Genomic DNA, 13,626 nt, shown 5'->3' on the forward strand with positions numbered 1-13,626 from the left:
TGGGCAATAGGTACGTCCGGGCAATAGGGGACAAGGCAAGCGTTGCTTGCCACCCCTCTCCCCAACCCTCTCCCGCAAGGGGAGAGGGAGCAACAACGCCGAAGCTTCTGTTTTCAAAACCGTCTATTGTGGACGGCCCATTCCTACCCTCGGCTCGCACTCGCACTGCCTTCACCACGTCGGCTCGCGCAGCGAGACGGTGGGCACGCGGCTTGGGAAGCAACAAGATCAAACATTCCGCGCAGAAAGATGCGACCACGGGCGCGGCGGGCCGAGCCCCTTGCCGAGCGCAGCGGAAAGCTCCCCCCTCCACCAAGAGGAGAGACACGTAGGCGAGCTTGGCGTCAACGCGTGGGCCGCCCCGCGCGGCGGAGTCGTCGCCCCCGGTGGGGGTAGGGGGGCAGGGGGGGCGGGGGCAAGCCGCAGCAAGTTGCCCTGCCCCTCCCAAAATCCCTCCACACCCCCCGTGAAATACTCCCCCCATGCCCACCCTCCGCGACCAGATCCGCCGCGACCTCCACGTTCAGCCCGAGATCGATCCCGCCGCCGAGATCGAGCGCCGCGTGACCTTCCTGGCGGAGTACCTGCGAAGCACCCCGGCCAAAGGCTTCGTCCTGGGGATCAGCGGGGGCCAGGACAGCACCCTGACCGGGCGGCTGTGCCAACTCGCCGCGCAGCGGGTGCGGGCGCAGGGCGGCGAGGCCACCTTCATGGCCGTCCGCCTCCCCTACGGCGCGCAGGCCGACGAGGCCGACGCCCAGGTGGCCCTGGCCTTCATCCGCCCCGACCGGACGGTGACCGTGAACATCAAGGAGGCGGCGGACGCGAGCGCCCGGGCAGCGGCGCGGGCCCTGCGGGAGCCCCTGCACAACTCGCCGGATGTCGAGGCCGGACCCCACGACCCCCTGCGCGACTTCGTGCGGGGCAACATCAAGGCGCGCGAGCGGATGGTCGCCCAGTACGCCCTCGCCGGGCAGGAGAACCTGCTCGTGGTGGGCACCGACCACGCGGCGGAGGCGGTGACGGGCTTTTTCACTAAGTACGGGGACGGCGGCGTGGACCTCACTCCCCTGACCGGGCTGACCAAACGGCAGGGGGCGCAGCTTCTCGGGCACCTCGGCGCCCCGGAGTCCACCTGGCGCAAGGTGCCGACCGCCGACCTGGAGGACAACCGCCCCGGCCTCCCCGACGAGGCGGCCCTGGGGGTGACCTACGCGCAGATCGACGCCTACCTGGAGGGCCGGGAGGTGGCACCGGAAGCCGCGACCCGCATCGAGGCGCTCTACCTCGCCACCCGGCACAAGCGGGCGCTGCCGGTAACGCCGTTCGACGGGTGGTGGCGGGAGTGAGTGGGGTCGGGCGGCAGTTCGAGAGGCGGTGAAGAGGGGCGGGCTCCTTTTTTCCCAGGAGACAACCCCCGAGTTGAGCAGTGCCTCTGAGACCGCAGGACTTCAAGTTCCCGATATAGACGTCTTTTCCCTGGCGATAACCTCACACAGCCGGGCCTTCCTCCTCGGCCAGAAGAGACCTCTGTGGCTTGAGGTCGTCCACGGGTGAAAAGAAGTTTCCTCCCCGCCTCACCCCTCGTTGTACTCCTGTTCCGCCGCGCGCTTGACGGGATTGTTGCGGGTGAGGGGCGTCTCCACCTCAGCGCCCCTCACGCTCCCGCTGCTTGTGGTGGGGCCGGGCAGGAAGCGGTTCCCGAGGGCGAGCATATCCGCGGTCAGCCCCGGCGCCAGCGCCTGCGCGTAGCGCAGCAGCAGGGCGAAACCGCCCACCATCACCTCGGCCTCGCCGCGCACGAGGGCCGTCACCATCCGGCGGGCCGCCGTCCCCGCGTCCAGCGAGAGGACGGGCAGGTTGTCCATCGTGGCGAAGAGGGCGTACTCCTTGGCCTGCTGGCCCTTGACCTCGGCGTGGCGGGGGCTGCCCGTCCGCATCAGCCAGGGGCAGACGGTGGTGACGCCCACCCCCTCGCGGGCGAGTTCGGCCCGCAGGGCCTGGCCCAGCCCGGTCACGGCGAACTTGCTCATGGAGTACGGCGCGAGGTGCGGGACGGCCACCTTGCCCCCGATGGACGAGACGATGAGGACCCGGCCCCGGCGGGCGCGCAGCAGCGGCAGGGCGGCGCGGGTGAGGCGCAGCGGCGCGAAGGCGTTGATCTCCATGATCTCGCGGAAGTCGGCCTCCGTCATGTTCTCCAGCGGTCCCACCTGGATCAGGCCCGCGTTGTTCACGAGTACGTCCAGGCCGCCGTACACCCGCGCGGCCTCCTCGACGATGCGCTCGATGTCGGCCTGGAGGGTCAGGTCGCCGCTGACGGTGTGGACGGTGGCGCCCGAGGCGCGCAGGCTGGCGGCGGCGCGGTCAAGCTCCTCCGTGTCCCGCGCCACGAGCATGAGCCGCGCCCCCCGGGCCGAGAACTCGCGGGTGAGGGCCAGGCCCAGCCCACGCGACCCGCCCGTAATCAGCACGCTCTTGCCGCCGAGGTCGTAGGGGGACTTCAGGACGTTCCGGGCTGCCATCGCCCCGAGTCCGGCCGCCAGGATCAGACGCTTGGGAAGTCGCATATCCCGAGTCTGCCCGCCCCACGCCCCGAGAATCCTTAGAGTGAAGGCATGGACAATGCCGCCCCCACCCTGTTTGAGCGCATCATCGCCCGCGAGATTCCCGCAGACGTGGTGTACGAGGACGACCGCTACATCGCCATCCGTGACATCGCCCCCAAGGCGCCCATCCACCTCCTCGTGATCCCCAAAAAGGTGACCACCCGGGTGGACGAGATCACCGACCCCGCCGAGATGGGCGAGCTGTGGCTGACCGCGATCAAGGTCGCCCGGCAGCACGCCCAGGATTACCGCCTCCTGGTGAACTGCGGCCCCGGCGGGGGGCAGATGGTCTTCCACACCCATGTCCACATCCTCGCCGGGTGGGAGAACGGGCCGGAAAGCGATACTCAGTGACCGATCGTCCTTTCGACGCCGTCCTCTTCGACCTCGACGGCGTGCTGGTGGACAGCGAGCTGCTGGCGAACTCCGTGTGGGTGGAGTTGCTGGGGGAACACGGCCTGACGCTCGACCGCGCGGCCTTCCTGGCGCGGGCGGTGGGGGGCACCCACGCGGCCCTCTTCGCCTGGCTGCGGGCGGACTACGGCTGGGAGAGGCCCGAGGGGTTCGTGACTGACCTTGACGCCCGGCTGGCGCGGGCCTTTGCCGAGACCCCAGCTATCGAGGGGGCCCAGGACACGCTGCGGGCCCTCGCGGCAGCCGGAATTCCCTTCGCGGTGGCGAGCAACAGCCTGCGCTCGCGCCTGCACCTGAAGTTGGAGGCGGCGGGCCTGGCCGGGCTCGTGGGGGACCGCGCCTTCGACCCGGCCCACGTCGGCGGGCGCGGCAAGCCCCTCCCCGACCTGTACGCGCACGCGGCGGAGGCCCTGGGCGTCTCCCCCACCCGCGCGCTCGTCGTCGAGGACAGCGTGACCGGGGTAACGGCGGGCGTGGCGGCAGGCGCAACCGTCTGGGGCCTGCTGGCGGGCGGTCACATCCACCCGGACGGGGAGGCGGCGCTGCGCTCGGCGGGCGCGTCCCGCATCCTGCACACCCACGCCGAGTTGCGGGAGGCCCTGGGGCTGAGCGTTCCGGCATAAGGGGAGGCGACTCTTCCCCTCTTGACCTTAAACTCTATATATGTAGAAATAGTACATGGCCCGCTCTCCCAACTCCAGCCCGCACACCCGCGCCGTCCTTCAGGCCCTCCTCGCCACCCATCCCGGCCCCAGCTACGGCTACGACCTGAGTAAGGCGACGGGGCTGAAAAGCGGGACCCTCTACCCCATCCTCCAGCGCCTGCACGCGCAGGGGTATCTGGATGCGGGGTGGGAGGACTCGCCGCATCCGGGCAAGCCGCCCCGCCACGTCTACACCCTGACCCCGGAGGGGTTGAAGCTCGCGCGGGAAGGGTCGGAGCGGCGAACCGCCCGCACGTTGAAAGGGGCGCTGGCGTGAAAGCGGAGGAGTGGCAGAAAGGCATGGAGAACGAGGCGGCGAGCGTGGAGGACGAGGGGTGGGCAGCGGAGACCAGACGCAGCGCGTGGCTGGTCGGCGCGAGGCCACTGACCCACGATTTCCTGCTCACGGCAGGCGCGTCGGTGCTGGTCAACACGTACGTCCTGACGATGATGGTCGTGATCGCCCGGGCGGCCTTTTACATGGACCAGAATCCTGTTGGCCTCTGGTTTGCCCACCACGGATGGACTTTCGATCTCAGCCTGCTGGGTGTTCTGACCCTGCTGGGGGTGTTTCTCGGAAGGCTGAACGTGAAGCCCTCAGTTGTGGCCGCCGTCTTCCTACTGCAACCCCTTTGGCTATGGCTGCTTGCCGCTGCCGTCCGGGTGGAAGGCGTCTGGAACGGCCCAGGTGCCAGTGCATCGGCGCCCTTCACGACCGACTTCGTGCGGTACGAGTTGAACTGGGGAAGCCTGATGATGGCAGGCGGATATGCGGGCACCGTTCTCCTCGCCATGTGGGTAAGGCGGCGCGCAGCGGTGAAAAGGCGGCGAACAGCATGAGGCCACAAGACTGGCGGCAGGGCATGGAAAACGAGGCGGCGAGCGTGGAGGACGCGGAGTGGGCCGAAGACACCCGGCAAACGGCACAAGTTCTGCGTCGTCGTTCACAACTTTTGGGATTTCTGCTGGCGCTGGGCTGCGCCCTGACGTTCAGCACCTTACTGCTCCTGCTGGAAGTCCTCGGTTCTCGTGTGGGCATGCATGTTGACCAAAACGCGGTCGGAATGTTTATCCGCAACCACACCTTGCCCTACCTGGCCTCCCTACTGGCCCTCGTCTTCCTGCTGGGATTCGGGCTGGGTCGCGCCGGGGTCGTGCCCTGGCTGGCCGCCCTGGCCTTCCTGTTGCTGCCTGTCCTGAGCGTAATTGTGGGAACGCTCGTCTATGTTCCCTCCACCGTCGAGTTCGACTCCAGCCTCGGAGTGATGCCACCCGTCACGATTGACCTGGCAACTGTGCTCTGGAACGTCTGGATGATTCCTGAGGCCGTTCTAGTCGCCACCTTCGCCTTCCTGGGGGCATGGCTCGGACAGGCCACGAAAAGGTCGTCCCCACCCCCGACCGCCGTAAGATGACCCCATGTCGGACGCCGCGCCCCAGGCCATGAGCGAGGCCGAGTACCTGCGAACCGAGCGCGAGAGTCCCTACAAGCGGGAATATGTCGGGGGCTTCGTGTACCCGCTGCACGCGCAGGCGGGGGCGAGTGGGGAGCATGTGCGGATCAGTGGGCGCATCATGGCGACGCTGCTCCCCGACGCCGACCGCCTGGGCTGCCGCCTCTACCAGTCCGACATGCAACTCTACGTCCCCGCTGCCTCCAGCTACTTCTACCCCGACGTGATGCTGGTGTGCGGCGGGGAACAGCCGGGCCGCTACTTCGAGACCTCGCCCTGCCTGCTGGTCGAAGTCCTCTCCGGCAGCACGGCGCACAACGACCGCCGCCACAAGCACGCCGTGTACACAGCAATTCCCACCCTCCAGACGTACCTGATCGTGTCGCAGGACGAGCGGTATGTCGTGGAGTATCAGCGCGGTGCGGAAGGCTGGCCCATGCGCGAGCATCGCGGGGAGGGTCAGGTGGAGATTCCCTGCCTGGGCCGTTCACTGAGTCTGGACGAGATGTACCGGGGGGTCCTGTAAAGACCCCTCACCCCGCTGCTTGGCAACGCCCCTCGCCCTCTGGTAGAGGGTGGGATGAGGAATTTCCTCCTCACGCCATCGGCAACTCGATCATTCCGCCCGCGTCCTCACGGCCCTCCATACGCGCGGCCACGGCCAGCCCGGTCGGCGTCTGGGCCAGGCCACCCTCCGCCGTCTCGCGCAGTTCGGCGGGCATCAAGCGGCCAACTTGTGCCATCGCGGTCACGACCTCGTCCGGCGGGATGAAGGATTCGAGCTGGGCGAGCGCGAGTTGCGCGGCGCTAACGGCGTGGACGGCGTAGAAGGCGTTGCGGCTCACGCACGGCACCTCCACGTAGCCGCCGACCGGATCGCACACCAGGCCGATGGTGTTCATCAGGGCGAGGGAGGCGGCATGGACGCAGGCGCGGGGCGTGCCGCCGAGGAGTTCGGTGACGGCGGCGGCGGCCATCGCGGCGCTCGACCCGATCTCGGCCTGGCAGCCGCCCGCCGCGCCGGAGATGAACATGCGCTTGCTGATCGCCTTGCCCACCCCCGCCGCGAGGATCATGGGGTCCACCAGCCGCTCGTCGGGAATGCCCAGGTGGTCGGCCACGCCGATAAGCGCCCCGGGAATCGTGCCCGCGCTCCCCGCCGTCGGCGCGGCGACGATGCGGCCCATGCGGGCGTTCTCCTCGTTCACGGCCATCGCGTAGGCCTGCACGCGCTTGATCAGGGGCGCGCCCAGCACGTCGGGCGCCTCCCACAGCCCCTTGGCGTTCCAGCCCACCATGCCGGTGATGCTCCTCGCGTCGGTCTTCAGGCCGCGCTCGATGGAGGCGCGCATCTCGCCGATGCGGCGGGCCATCTCGGTGCGGATGTCCTGGGGGTCCAGCCCGGTCTCGGCGCAGTCCTGCGCGAGCACCCACGTGGAGGCGGGGGCGGGGGCGTTCATCAGGTCTTGCAGGGTCGTCATGGGGTGTCTCCCGGTCCTCAGCCGTCCATCAGCTTGGGCAGCATCCGCACCCAGTTCGTGTCGGGCCAGCGGTCAAAGAACGCGAGGGCCTGGGGGCTCAGCGGCGCGTCAAGTTCGACCGCGAGGAGGGCCTGCCCCCCCCGGTTCTCGCGGGTGCAGGTCAGGGTGGCGATGTTCACCCCGTCGGCGGCGATGGTGGTGGCAATTCGGGCGATCATGCCCAGCGTGTCCCGGTAGCGCAGGAGCACGGTGGGACTCGCGCCGCTGAAGTTCACGCCCAGGCCCTGCACGTGCGTGACGAGGATCACGCCGCCGCCCGTGGAACTGCCCTGCACAGTCACCGCTTGCGTGTCCCCGTGCAGCTCGATGTGCGCGGTGTTGGGGTGAACGTCCCCCAGGTCCACGTCGCGGAACTCGGCCGCCAGCCCGGCCGCCCCGGCCTCCTCGAAGGCGCGGGGCAGGCGGGGGTCGTCGGGCGCGAACCCCAGGAGGCCCGCCACGAGCGCCAGATGCGTGCCGTGCCCCCTCCCCGTCTTGGCAAAGGAAGCGTGCAGGCCGATCACCGCCCGGCGCGGCGCCTCGCCGAGGAGGTGATGGGCGACCAGGCCCAGGCGGCAGGCGCCCGCCGTGTGGCTGCTGCTCGGCCCGATCATCACGGGGCCGATCATGTCAAGCAGGGACATGAAATCAGTATAGGCAACTCGGCCCCGGGGGTGTCCGGGGCGGGGGGACGAACTACTGCCCTTCCTCGGCCTCCTCCAACCGCTCCTCCTCGTCGTGGGCGGTGTCTACCAGGATGGCGCGCAGTTCCTCGATGGGCGTCCGGTCATCATTGTTCAGGGCGCTGGGGTCAATGTGCATGTCCTGCTCGGTGGGCACGCCCTGGTCGTCCGCTCCTCGGTCGGTCATGCCTGAGGGTGCCCCTTCCACCCCGGCGGGGGATGTGCGTGGGGCGAGCCCGCCTTTATCCGGGGCGGAGGGTCAGCGCAAGTCCCAGGCCGCCCGGAGTGCGCGCCCGCTCGGCCCCGCGTGTTCCAGGGCGGCGCGGGCGAGGGGGAGGCGGACGGCATTCGGCGCCTGGGCGAACACCCGCAGCATGGTCCGTGCCAGGGTTCCCGCGTCCGTCCGGTGCGCCAGGAAGGCGTGCCACTCGGGCGCGGGCAGCCGGAAAAACGCCCCGAAGAAGGCGGGAAGTTGCTCACCGGGCATCCCCAGGAGCGCCTCGACACCCAGCAGCGCGACTTCTCGGGAGGCGCGGCGCTCCGGGGGCCAGAGGGCGGCCCACCCGGCCCGGGCAGCGGCGGCGGGCCCACCCTGCCCGAGAGCCCCCGTCACCGCCCCCGCAAGGATGGGCGCGTCCCGCAGCGCCCCCGCGACCTGGAACCCGCTGACCGGATGCACCAGCCCCGCCGCCGACCCGAACGCCAGCAGCGGCCCGGGGCAGGGGGCGGCGGCATTCATGGGAAAGGCGACCCACTCCTCGGCCTCGACCTCGCGGGGGGGTGTCCCGAGGGCGGCGAGGCGGGCGCGCAGGCGCCGCTCCAGCAGGGCGCGGGGCAGGCCGGGGCGGGCGATCAGGCTCGTCTCCTCCACCAGGTAGCGGGAGCCGCCGAGGTGCATGGCGTACAGGAAGGTCGGGGCCTCCCGCACCTCGGCGGCGGACAGGTGCGGCGAGCGGTAGTCCATCCACACCATGCCACCGGGTGGAGCGGGGGGGCGGTCGAAGTGCGCGACGAGCCCGAAGGCCGTCTGGAGCGCCGCGCCGCCGGGGTGCCGGGGCCGGGTCAGGCTGCCCATGTGCCCGCCCGCGTCCACCACGATCCCGGCCCGCCAGGTTTCGCCGCCCGTCCCGTGAACCTCCCAGCCCTCCCCGACCTGTTCAGCGCCCCGAACCGTGCCAACGGTCCAGGTCAGCCCCTCCCCCGCCCGGGCGAGCAGGGCGCCCAGCAGCCGGGCATTACCGAGCAGCGCGTAGGGCCGCAGCAGTGGGGTGGGTTGCTCGCCCGTGTACACGCGCACGTCCGTCCACACCTCGGCGAGGCAGGCAAGCGTCCACGCGGGCAACTCGTCGAGCCAGGCCCCGTAGGTGGGCGGGAAGGGCCGGGGCGGGTGGGGCGCGACGAGCCGCACGCGCAGCCCGCGACCCGCGAGTTCCGCCGCTAGAGCCAGGCCAGCCGGGCCGCCGCCCACCACCAGCACGTCTGTGGGAACCCGCATCGCCGCAGGCTAGCGCGGGACCGGGGCGGGGAGTGTACGTCCTGATGCGGGGCTCCGCGGCACCCCGGCACGTCAAGGTCTCCTCAAGCCGGAGTGTGGGACTGGCACGGCAGGGCGCGGGGGGAGGCCGCTAGCCTGCGCCCATGCCCCGTTCTGCCTTTCCCCGCCGCCCTTTTCTGCCGCTGCTGGGCGTGCTGGCCCTCGGCGCTGTCCTCACCGCCTGCTCGCAGCGCAGCGCCGGGGGGTTCCTGAATGTCGCCATCAGCACCCGGGGCCTCCGGGTCGTCACGGATCAGCGGTACGGCCCCGACGCCCGCAACGTGCTCGACGTGTACGCGCCGCCGAACGCCCGGAACGCCCCCGTCGTGCTGTTCGTCCACGGCGGCTCGTGGCAGGGTGGGGACAAGGCGATCTACCGCTTCGTTGGGGACAGCCTGGCACGGGCCGGATACGTGACGGGCGTGATGAACTACCGCCTGGCACCGCAGAACCGCTACCCGACCTTCGTGCAGGACACCGCCGCCGCGTTGAGGTGGCTGCGCGACCACGCCAAGACCTTCGGCGGGGACCCGGACGACCTTTTCGTGGTCGGGCACTCGGCGGGTGGCTTCAACGCGGTCGAGGCCGTGGACAACGAGCGCTGGCTGCGCGAGGCGGGCGTACCCATCTCGGCGGTGCGGGGCGTGGTCGGCATCGCGGGGCCATACTCGTACGATTTCCGGGACTTCCCCAGCCGGGTCGCCTTCCCCGAGGGCAGCACGCCCGATCAGGTCATGCCCGACCGCCACGTGCGCCAGGACGCGCCGCCGCACCTCCTCCTCGTCGCAGCGAACGACACGACCGTTTACCCCCAGAACGCGCTGAACATGGAAGCGGCGTTGAAAAAGGCCGGAGTTCCGGTCACCCGCACCGTCCTGCCCCGCCTGAACCACATCACCATCGTCGCGGCTCTGGCGCGGCCACTGACGTTCCTGGGGGGGACTCGGCAACAGGTGATCGACTTTATCGAGAAGCACCGGTAGATCGGAAGCGGGGGGCCTCCTTCTCTCCCAGCAAGGAGGTCCCTCCCCGTTCAGCCCGCGACGGTCGCCGCCTGGGGCACCAACTGCCGCCAACTCTGCACATTCCCCACCTGCACCGTCACGAACCGTTCCAGCGCCTTCCACAGCGCGGGCCGCTCGTCGCCGGAAACGGGAAGCTCCATGCTCGCGCGGACGGAGCGGCGCACCACGTTCCGCAGGAAGTCGAGGCTCTCCCCCGGGTAGGCGGGCAGGCTGGAACAGTTGCCGCACAGCAGTTGCCCGCCGAGGGGGTCGGGGTAGGCCGGGTCGGGGGCGCCACAGCGGGCACAGCGGGCGGTCTGGGGAACGAAGCCCGCCAAGCCGAGCAACTTGTAACTCATGACCAGGGCCACCCATTCCGGGTCGGGCTGGTGCGAGATGCCGCGCAGCGCCCCCGCGAACAGCTCGAACGCCTGGTCGCTGAACTCGCCCTCCTGAAAGAGCGCGTCGGCGAGTTCGGCCATCAGGTGCGCGAAGGCGTAGCGCTCGGGTGCGGCCAGCCGGGGGAGCGCCCCCTCCAGCACCGCCTGCTGCACGGTCGCCAGGTCGGCCTGCGGCGTCTGGTACACCTGCACGCCGACGTGGTGGAAGAGGTTGAGTCGGCTCGCCAACGCCCCGCGCACACCGCCGCGCGCAATCGCCTTGACCTTGCCCTGCGGGGTCAGCAGCGTCACGATGATGTCCCCGGCGGGCGTGACCCGGCGCCGGATCACGATGCCGCTGCGGTTGGCGCTGCGTGACCTCACCGGTCCAGTTTAGGGCGCGCGAATTCGGAAGAGAGGGCCGGGGGCACGGTTGGCGGAGGCGGGCCGCGCGGCTGAAAGCTGTCCCACCTTCCCCCTCACCGCCCCGCCGTTACACTCGCGCTATGAGTGACCCCCGCCCCAAGAACCACAGCGCCCGCGACGTGCTGCGGGAACTGTTCCCGGAGTCCTACCGGGAACTTTTCGGTGAGAGCGGCGCGGAAGGCCCCCTCACCCTGGGCCTGTACCCCGTGGCCGACGGTCGGCTGGCCCTGGTCCACGGCGACCAGCTCGCCGAGTTCACCCCGCTGGACCCCCGGGGCCGCAACGCCCTGCACTGCGACCTGTGCCACTACACCCGCTCGCGCTCCGAGGCCGCCCTCTACCGGGTCGTGGTCGGCGCGCGGCGCACCCGCTACGTGACCCTGTGCCTGGGCACCGAGGCCTGTCAGAAGCGGGCCGGAAGCCACGCGCTGGCACACTTGGCCGACCGGATTTTCCCCCTCGAACCCATGTACGTGGACTGAACGGGCCAGGAACCTGACACTCCCATGACAAGCGGCTGAAGGAACGGGCAAAGGCCGCAGCTCAGCAGCCCCCTACGCTGCCGGTGTGGAGACCTTCTGGATGGAACTGCGGCTGATGCAGGGCCTGCTCGCCGCCTTCGTCCTCAGCGGCCTGATCGGCTGGGAACGGGAGCAGCGCAACCGCAGCGCGGGGTTGCGGACCCATATCCTCGTCGGCGTGAGCGCCGCGCTGTTCGTCGTCCTGGCCGACACGCTGATCCTGCGCTTCTCGGACGACGCCCCGCAGGTCCGCTTCGACCTGGTGGGCGTGCTGGGAGCCGTCGTCAGCGGGGTGAGCTTCCTGGGTGCGGGCGCGATCTTCTCCGACCGCCGGGGCGAGGGGGCCAAGGGGCTAACCACGGCGGCGGGCCTGCTCGCCACGGCGGGCGTCGGGGTGGCCTGCGGGCTGCACCTGTACGTCCTGGCGACGGGCGCGACGCTGCTCTTCCTCTTCACCCTGGGGTGGCTGGGCCGCCTGGTCGGGGAACCCCTGAGGAAGCGTCCGGCCTCTGGGGATCAGCCGGAGGCTGAGTAACGGAAGAGCTTTTCCATCCCGGGCTTCTACCTTAATGCCGTACAGCGTCTGGTCGGACAGACGTTATGGCCTAGCTTCCGCTGCCCGCCAAAGAACTGGACATGCTGAGCTGGAGGCGAAGCATCCCCACCTGGCGTCCTGGGACCCTTCGCTGGCACTCAGGGTGACCACGCTTCCGGCGAGCTCGGTGGTGATTAAATCCTGCTTCCATCCTTCCCCGGCTTGAGGAGCCCTAGAAGAGCTGTATACAATATCCACGATGACCTCCTTTGAGCGACCCACCCTCGTGCGGGACGGCGTGTATGGACACCTGCGCCGCGCCGTGCTGGAGGGGGAAATCGCGCCCGGCGAGCGGCTGGCCGAGGTGGAGCTGGGCGAGCGCCTGGGCGTGAGCCGGACCCCGATCCGCGAGGCGATCATGCGGCTCACGCAGGAGGGGCTGCTCGTCGCGGAGGCGAACAAGGGCGTGCGCGTCCGCACCGTCAGCGCCGCCGAGGCGCGGGATACCTACGTGGTGCGCGAGGAACTCGACGGTCTGGCCGCCGCCCTCGCCGCCCGGGCACACACCCGGGACGACGCGGGGGCGCTCAGGGCCGCGCTGGACGACCTCAACGCCGCCACGGGCGAGGACTACCGCCAGCAGACCCGCCTCGACCTCGCCTTTCACGGGGCCGTGACGCTGGCCGCGCACAACGCTGCGCTCGCCGAATTGGCGCGGGGGCTGGAGCAGCGGGTGGCGCTCATCAAGCACCAGACGCGCACGTACAACGCCCACCCCGACACCGCCGCGCAGCACGCCGCCATTCTGAAGGCCATCCTGGCCCGCGACGCGGACGCCGCCCGTGAAGCCGCCCGCACGCACGTCCGCACCTTCGCCGCCCTCGTGATGCAGAACCTTGGAGAATCCCCATGATCGACCAGATTTACCGCAAGGCCGTCCTGACCGTCTCGGGGCAGAAGTTCGTGGAAGACCTCGTGCGCTCGCGGGGCTTCGGGCTCGCGCAGCGTTTTGTCGCCGGAGAGGACAGCGCCTCCGCCATCCGCGCGGTGCAGGAGCTGGAGAAAGACGGCATCCTGGGCAACCTCGACCTGCTGGGCGAGTTCGTCGCCTCGCCGGAGCGGGCGAACGAGTTTGCCGAAAAGGTCCTCAACCTGCTCGACGAGGCGCACGCCGCCGGGCTGACCCCCTACGTCAGCGTGAAGCTCTCCAGCGTGGGCCAGGGGCAGACCGTGAACGGCGAGGACCTGGGCCTGGCCAACGCCCGCCGCATCGTCGGGAGGGCGAAGGCGTACGGCGGCTTCGTGTGCCTGGACATGGAGGACCACCCGCGCGTGGACGTGACGCTCGGGCAGTTCCGCACGCTGGTGAACGAGTTCGGGAACGCGCACGTCGGCACCGTCCTCCAGAGCTACCTCTACCGCACCGAGGCCGACCGGGACAGCCTGGACGATCTGCACCCCAATCTCCGCATCGTGAAGGGCGCGTACCTGGAGCCCGAGACGGTCGCCATGCCCGACAAGGCCGACGTGGACGCGAGTTACCGCCGACTGGTCTACGCCCAGATGAAGGCCGGGAATTACGTCAACGTCGCCACGCATGACGAGTCGATCATCGAGGACGTGAAGCACTTCGTCCTGTCGCACGGCATCGAGCGGGACCGGTTCGAGTTCCAGATGCTGTACGGTGTGCGGCGCGACCTACAAAGGGAACTCGCCGCGCAGGGCTACCGCGTCCGCGCCTACATCCCCTATGGCCGCGACTGGTATCCGTACTTCTCCCGCCGCATCGCCGAACGCCCCGCGAACGTGATGTTCGTGCTGCGCGGCATGCTCAGGGGCTAG

The 13,626-nt window shown here is 70.1% G+C and carries 18 protein-coding genes; 12 read left to right on the forward strand and 6 right to left on the reverse strand.

The genetic code is table 11. The features are described 5' to 3' along the window. Positions 1 to 482: 482 nt before the first annotated feature. Positions 483 to 1,349, forward strand: a complete 867-nt coding sequence (gene nadE, locus DAERI_RS07095) for an NAD(+) synthase (protein WP_103128740.1) — start codon at positions 483 to 485, stop codon at positions 1,347 to 1,349. A gap of 228 nt (positions 1,350 to 1,577) precedes the next feature. Here nadE and DAERI_RS07100 read toward each other — a convergent pair whose 3' ends face one another. Next, positions 1,578 to 2,570, reverse strand: a complete 993-nt coding sequence (locus DAERI_RS07100) for an SDR family NAD(P)-dependent oxidoreductase (protein ID WP_103128741.1) — start codon at positions 2,568 to 2,570, stop codon at positions 1,578 to 1,580. Between the two features lie 48 nt (positions 2,571 to 2,618). Between DAERI_RS07100 and DAERI_RS07105 the strand changes: the two genes are divergently transcribed. Genes DAERI_RS07105 through DAERI_RS07130 form a run of 6 tightly spaced genes read left to right on the forward strand, consistent with a single transcriptional unit; the run spans position 2,619 to position 5,707 of the window. Beyond that, complete coding sequence (locus tag DAERI_RS07105; protein WP_103128742.1) at positions 2,619 to 2,963, forward strand: histidine triad nucleotide-binding protein; 345 nt, start codon at positions 2,619 to 2,621, stop codon at positions 2,961 to 2,963. Then, positions 2,960 to 3,646: an HAD family hydrolase gene (locus DAERI_RS07110; RefSeq protein ID WP_103128743.1), complete on the forward strand. Its 687-nt coding sequence runs from the start codon at positions 2,960 to 2,962 to the stop codon at positions 3,644 to 3,646. The genes DAERI_RS07105 and DAERI_RS07110 overlap by 4 nt, the downstream gene beginning before the upstream one ends. A gap of 55 nt (positions 3,647 to 3,701) precedes the next feature. Beyond that, positions 3,702 to 4,004, forward strand: coding sequence for a PadR family transcriptional regulator (locus DAERI_RS07115; RefSeq protein WP_103128744.1), 303 nt, complete (start codon positions 3,702 to 3,704; stop codon positions 4,002 to 4,004). After that, a complete protein-coding gene (locus tag DAERI_RS07120) occupies positions 4,001 to 4,567 on the forward strand; it encodes a hypothetical protein (RefSeq protein WP_133161979.1) in 567 nt (188 codons plus the stop codon). The genes DAERI_RS07115 and DAERI_RS07120 overlap by 4 nt, the downstream gene beginning before the upstream one ends. Next, positions 4,564 to 5,142 (forward strand): hypothetical protein, encoded by a 579-nt coding sequence (locus DAERI_RS07125; protein ID WP_133161980.1) that lies wholly within the window; start codon positions 4,564 to 4,566, stop codon positions 5,140 to 5,142. The genes DAERI_RS07120 and DAERI_RS07125 overlap by 4 nt, the downstream gene beginning before the upstream one ends. A gap of 4 nt (positions 5,143 to 5,146) precedes the next feature. Beyond that, on the forward strand, positions 5,147 to 5,707 hold the full coding sequence (locus tag DAERI_RS07130; protein ID WP_103128747.1) for a Uma2 family endonuclease: 561 nt from the start codon (positions 5,147 to 5,149) through the stop codon (positions 5,705 to 5,707). Positions 5,708 to 5,777: 70 nt separating this feature from the next. Here DAERI_RS07130 and sdaAA read toward each other — a convergent pair whose 3' ends face one another. From sdaAA to DAERI_RS07145, 4 genes are all read right to left on the reverse strand, one after another. Next, entirely contained in the window at positions 5,778 to 6,662 is an 885-nt protein-coding gene (sdaAA, locus tag DAERI_RS07135; RefSeq protein WP_103128748.1) for an L-serine ammonia-lyase, iron-sulfur-dependent, subunit alpha, read from the reverse strand. 17 nt (positions 6,663 to 6,679) lie between these two features. After that, on the reverse strand, positions 6,680 to 7,345 hold the full coding sequence (gene sdaAB, locus DAERI_RS07140) for an L-serine ammonia-lyase, iron-sulfur-dependent subunit beta (RefSeq protein WP_103128749.1): 666 nt from the start codon (positions 7,343 to 7,345) through the stop codon (positions 6,680 to 6,682). A 52-nt stretch (positions 7,346 to 7,397) separates the two neighbouring features. Further along, a complete protein-coding gene (locus tag DAERI_RS22350) occupies positions 7,398 to 7,571 on the reverse strand; it encodes a hypothetical protein (protein ID WP_165794116.1) in 174 nt (57 codons plus the stop codon). Positions 7,572 to 7,643: 72 nt separating this feature from the next. Continuing rightward, a complete protein-coding gene (locus DAERI_RS07145; protein ID WP_103128750.1) occupies positions 7,644 to 8,879 on the reverse strand; it encodes a lycopene cyclase family protein in 1,236 nt (411 codons plus the stop codon). Positions 8,880 to 9,022: 143 nt separating this feature from the next. On the opposite strand from DAERI_RS07145, the gene DAERI_RS07150 reads away from it, so the two are divergent. Beyond that, positions 9,023 to 9,901 (forward strand): alpha/beta hydrolase, encoded by an 879-nt coding sequence (locus DAERI_RS07150; protein ID WP_103128751.1) that lies wholly within the window; start codon positions 9,023 to 9,025, stop codon positions 9,899 to 9,901. Positions 9,902 to 9,951: 50 nt separating this feature from the next. Here DAERI_RS07150 and recO read toward each other — a convergent pair whose 3' ends face one another. Next, positions 9,952 to 10,686 (reverse strand): DNA repair protein RecO, encoded by a 735-nt coding sequence (gene recO / locus DAERI_RS07155; protein ID WP_103128752.1) that lies wholly within the window; start codon positions 10,684 to 10,686, stop codon positions 9,952 to 9,954. Positions 10,687 to 10,808: 122 nt separating this feature from the next. On the opposite strand from recO, the gene DAERI_RS07160 reads away from it, so the two are divergent. From DAERI_RS07160 to DAERI_RS07175, 4 genes are all read left to right on the forward strand, one after another. Further along, positions 10,809 to 11,210, forward strand: coding sequence for a hypothetical protein (locus DAERI_RS07160; protein ID WP_103128753.1), 402 nt, complete (start codon positions 10,809 to 10,811; stop codon positions 11,208 to 11,210). 100 nt (positions 11,211 to 11,310) lie between these two features. Further along, positions 11,311 to 11,784: an MgtC/SapB family protein gene (locus DAERI_RS07165; RefSeq protein WP_439952251.1), complete on the forward strand. Its 474-nt coding sequence runs from the start codon at positions 11,311 to 11,313 to the stop codon at positions 11,782 to 11,784. Between the two features lie 259 nt (positions 11,785 to 12,043). Continuing rightward, a complete protein-coding gene (locus tag DAERI_RS07170; protein WP_103128755.1) occupies positions 12,044 to 12,697 on the forward strand; it encodes a GntR family transcriptional regulator in 654 nt (217 codons plus the stop codon). Next, positions 12,694 to 13,626 carry a proline dehydrogenase family protein gene (locus tag DAERI_RS07175; RefSeq protein WP_103128756.1) on the forward strand — a complete coding sequence of 311 codons (933 nt, stop codon included), beginning with the start codon at positions 12,694 to 12,696 and terminating at the stop codon, positions 13,624 to 13,626. The genes DAERI_RS07170 and DAERI_RS07175 overlap by 4 nt, the downstream gene beginning before the upstream one ends.

This window comes from Deinococcus aerius (assembly GCF_002897375.1).
In the GTDB taxonomy this organism is placed as follows: Bacteria; Deinococcota; Deinococci; order Deinococcales; family Deinococcaceae; genus Deinococcus; species Deinococcus aerius.

What these genes read in the sequence shown, in the direction of transcription:
- DAERI_RS07105 (WP_103128742.1), top strand. Translation starts at nt 2,619, where the DNA reads ATGGACAATGCCGCCCCCACCCTGTTTGAGCGCATCATCGCCCGCGAG.
- nadE (WP_103128740.1), top strand. Translation starts at nt 483, where the DNA reads ATGCCCACCCTCCGCGACCAGATCCGCCGCGACCTCCACGTTCAGCCC.
- DAERI_RS07165 (WP_439952251.1), top strand. Translation starts at nt 11,311, where the DNA reads ATGGAACTGCGGCTGATGCAGGGCCTGCTCGCCGCCTTCGTCCTCAGC.
- DAERI_RS07160 (WP_103128753.1), top strand. Translation starts at nt 10,809, where the DNA reads ATGAGTGACCCCCGCCCCAAGAACCACAGCGCCCGCGACGTGCTGCGG.
- DAERI_RS22350 (WP_165794116.1), bottom strand. Translation starts at nt 7,571, where the DNA reads ATGACCGACCGAGGAGCGGACGACCAGGGCGTGCCCACCGAGCAGGAC.
- DAERI_RS07115 (WP_103128744.1), top strand. Translation starts at nt 3,702, where the DNA reads ATGGCCCGCTCTCCCAACTCCAGCCCGCACACCCGCGCCGTCCTTCAG.
- DAERI_RS07130 (WP_103128747.1), top strand. Translation starts at nt 5,147, where the DNA reads ATGTCGGACGCCGCGCCCCAGGCCATGAGCGAGGCCGAGTACCTGCGA.
- DAERI_RS07125 (WP_133161980.1), top strand. Translation starts at nt 4,564, where the DNA reads ATGAGGCCACAAGACTGGCGGCAGGGCATGGAAAACGAGGCGGCGAGC.
- DAERI_RS07100 (WP_103128741.1), bottom strand. Translation starts at nt 2,570, where the DNA reads ATGCGACTTCCCAAGCGTCTGATCCTGGCGGCCGGACTCGGGGCGATG.
- DAERI_RS07150 (WP_103128751.1), top strand. Translation starts at nt 9,023, where the DNA reads ATGCCCCGTTCTGCCTTTCCCCGCCGCCCTTTTCTGCCGCTGCTGGGC.
- DAERI_RS07145 (WP_103128750.1), bottom strand. Translation starts at nt 8,879, where the DNA reads ATGCGGGTTCCCACAGACGTGCTGGTGGTGGGCGGCGGCCCGGCTGGC.
- sdaAA (WP_103128748.1), bottom strand. Translation starts at nt 6,662, where the DNA reads ATGACGACCCTGCAAGACCTGATGAACGCCCCCGCCCCCGCCTCCACG.
- sdaAB (WP_103128749.1), bottom strand. Translation starts at nt 7,345, where the DNA reads ATGTCCCTGCTTGACATGATCGGCCCCGTGATGATCGGGCCGAGCAGC.
- DAERI_RS07175 (WP_103128756.1), top strand. Translation starts at nt 12,694, where the DNA reads ATGATCGACCAGATTTACCGCAAGGCCGTCCTGACCGTCTCGGGGCAG.
- DAERI_RS07170 (WP_103128755.1), top strand. Translation starts at nt 12,044, where the DNA reads ATGACCTCCTTTGAGCGACCCACCCTCGTGCGGGACGGCGTGTATGGA.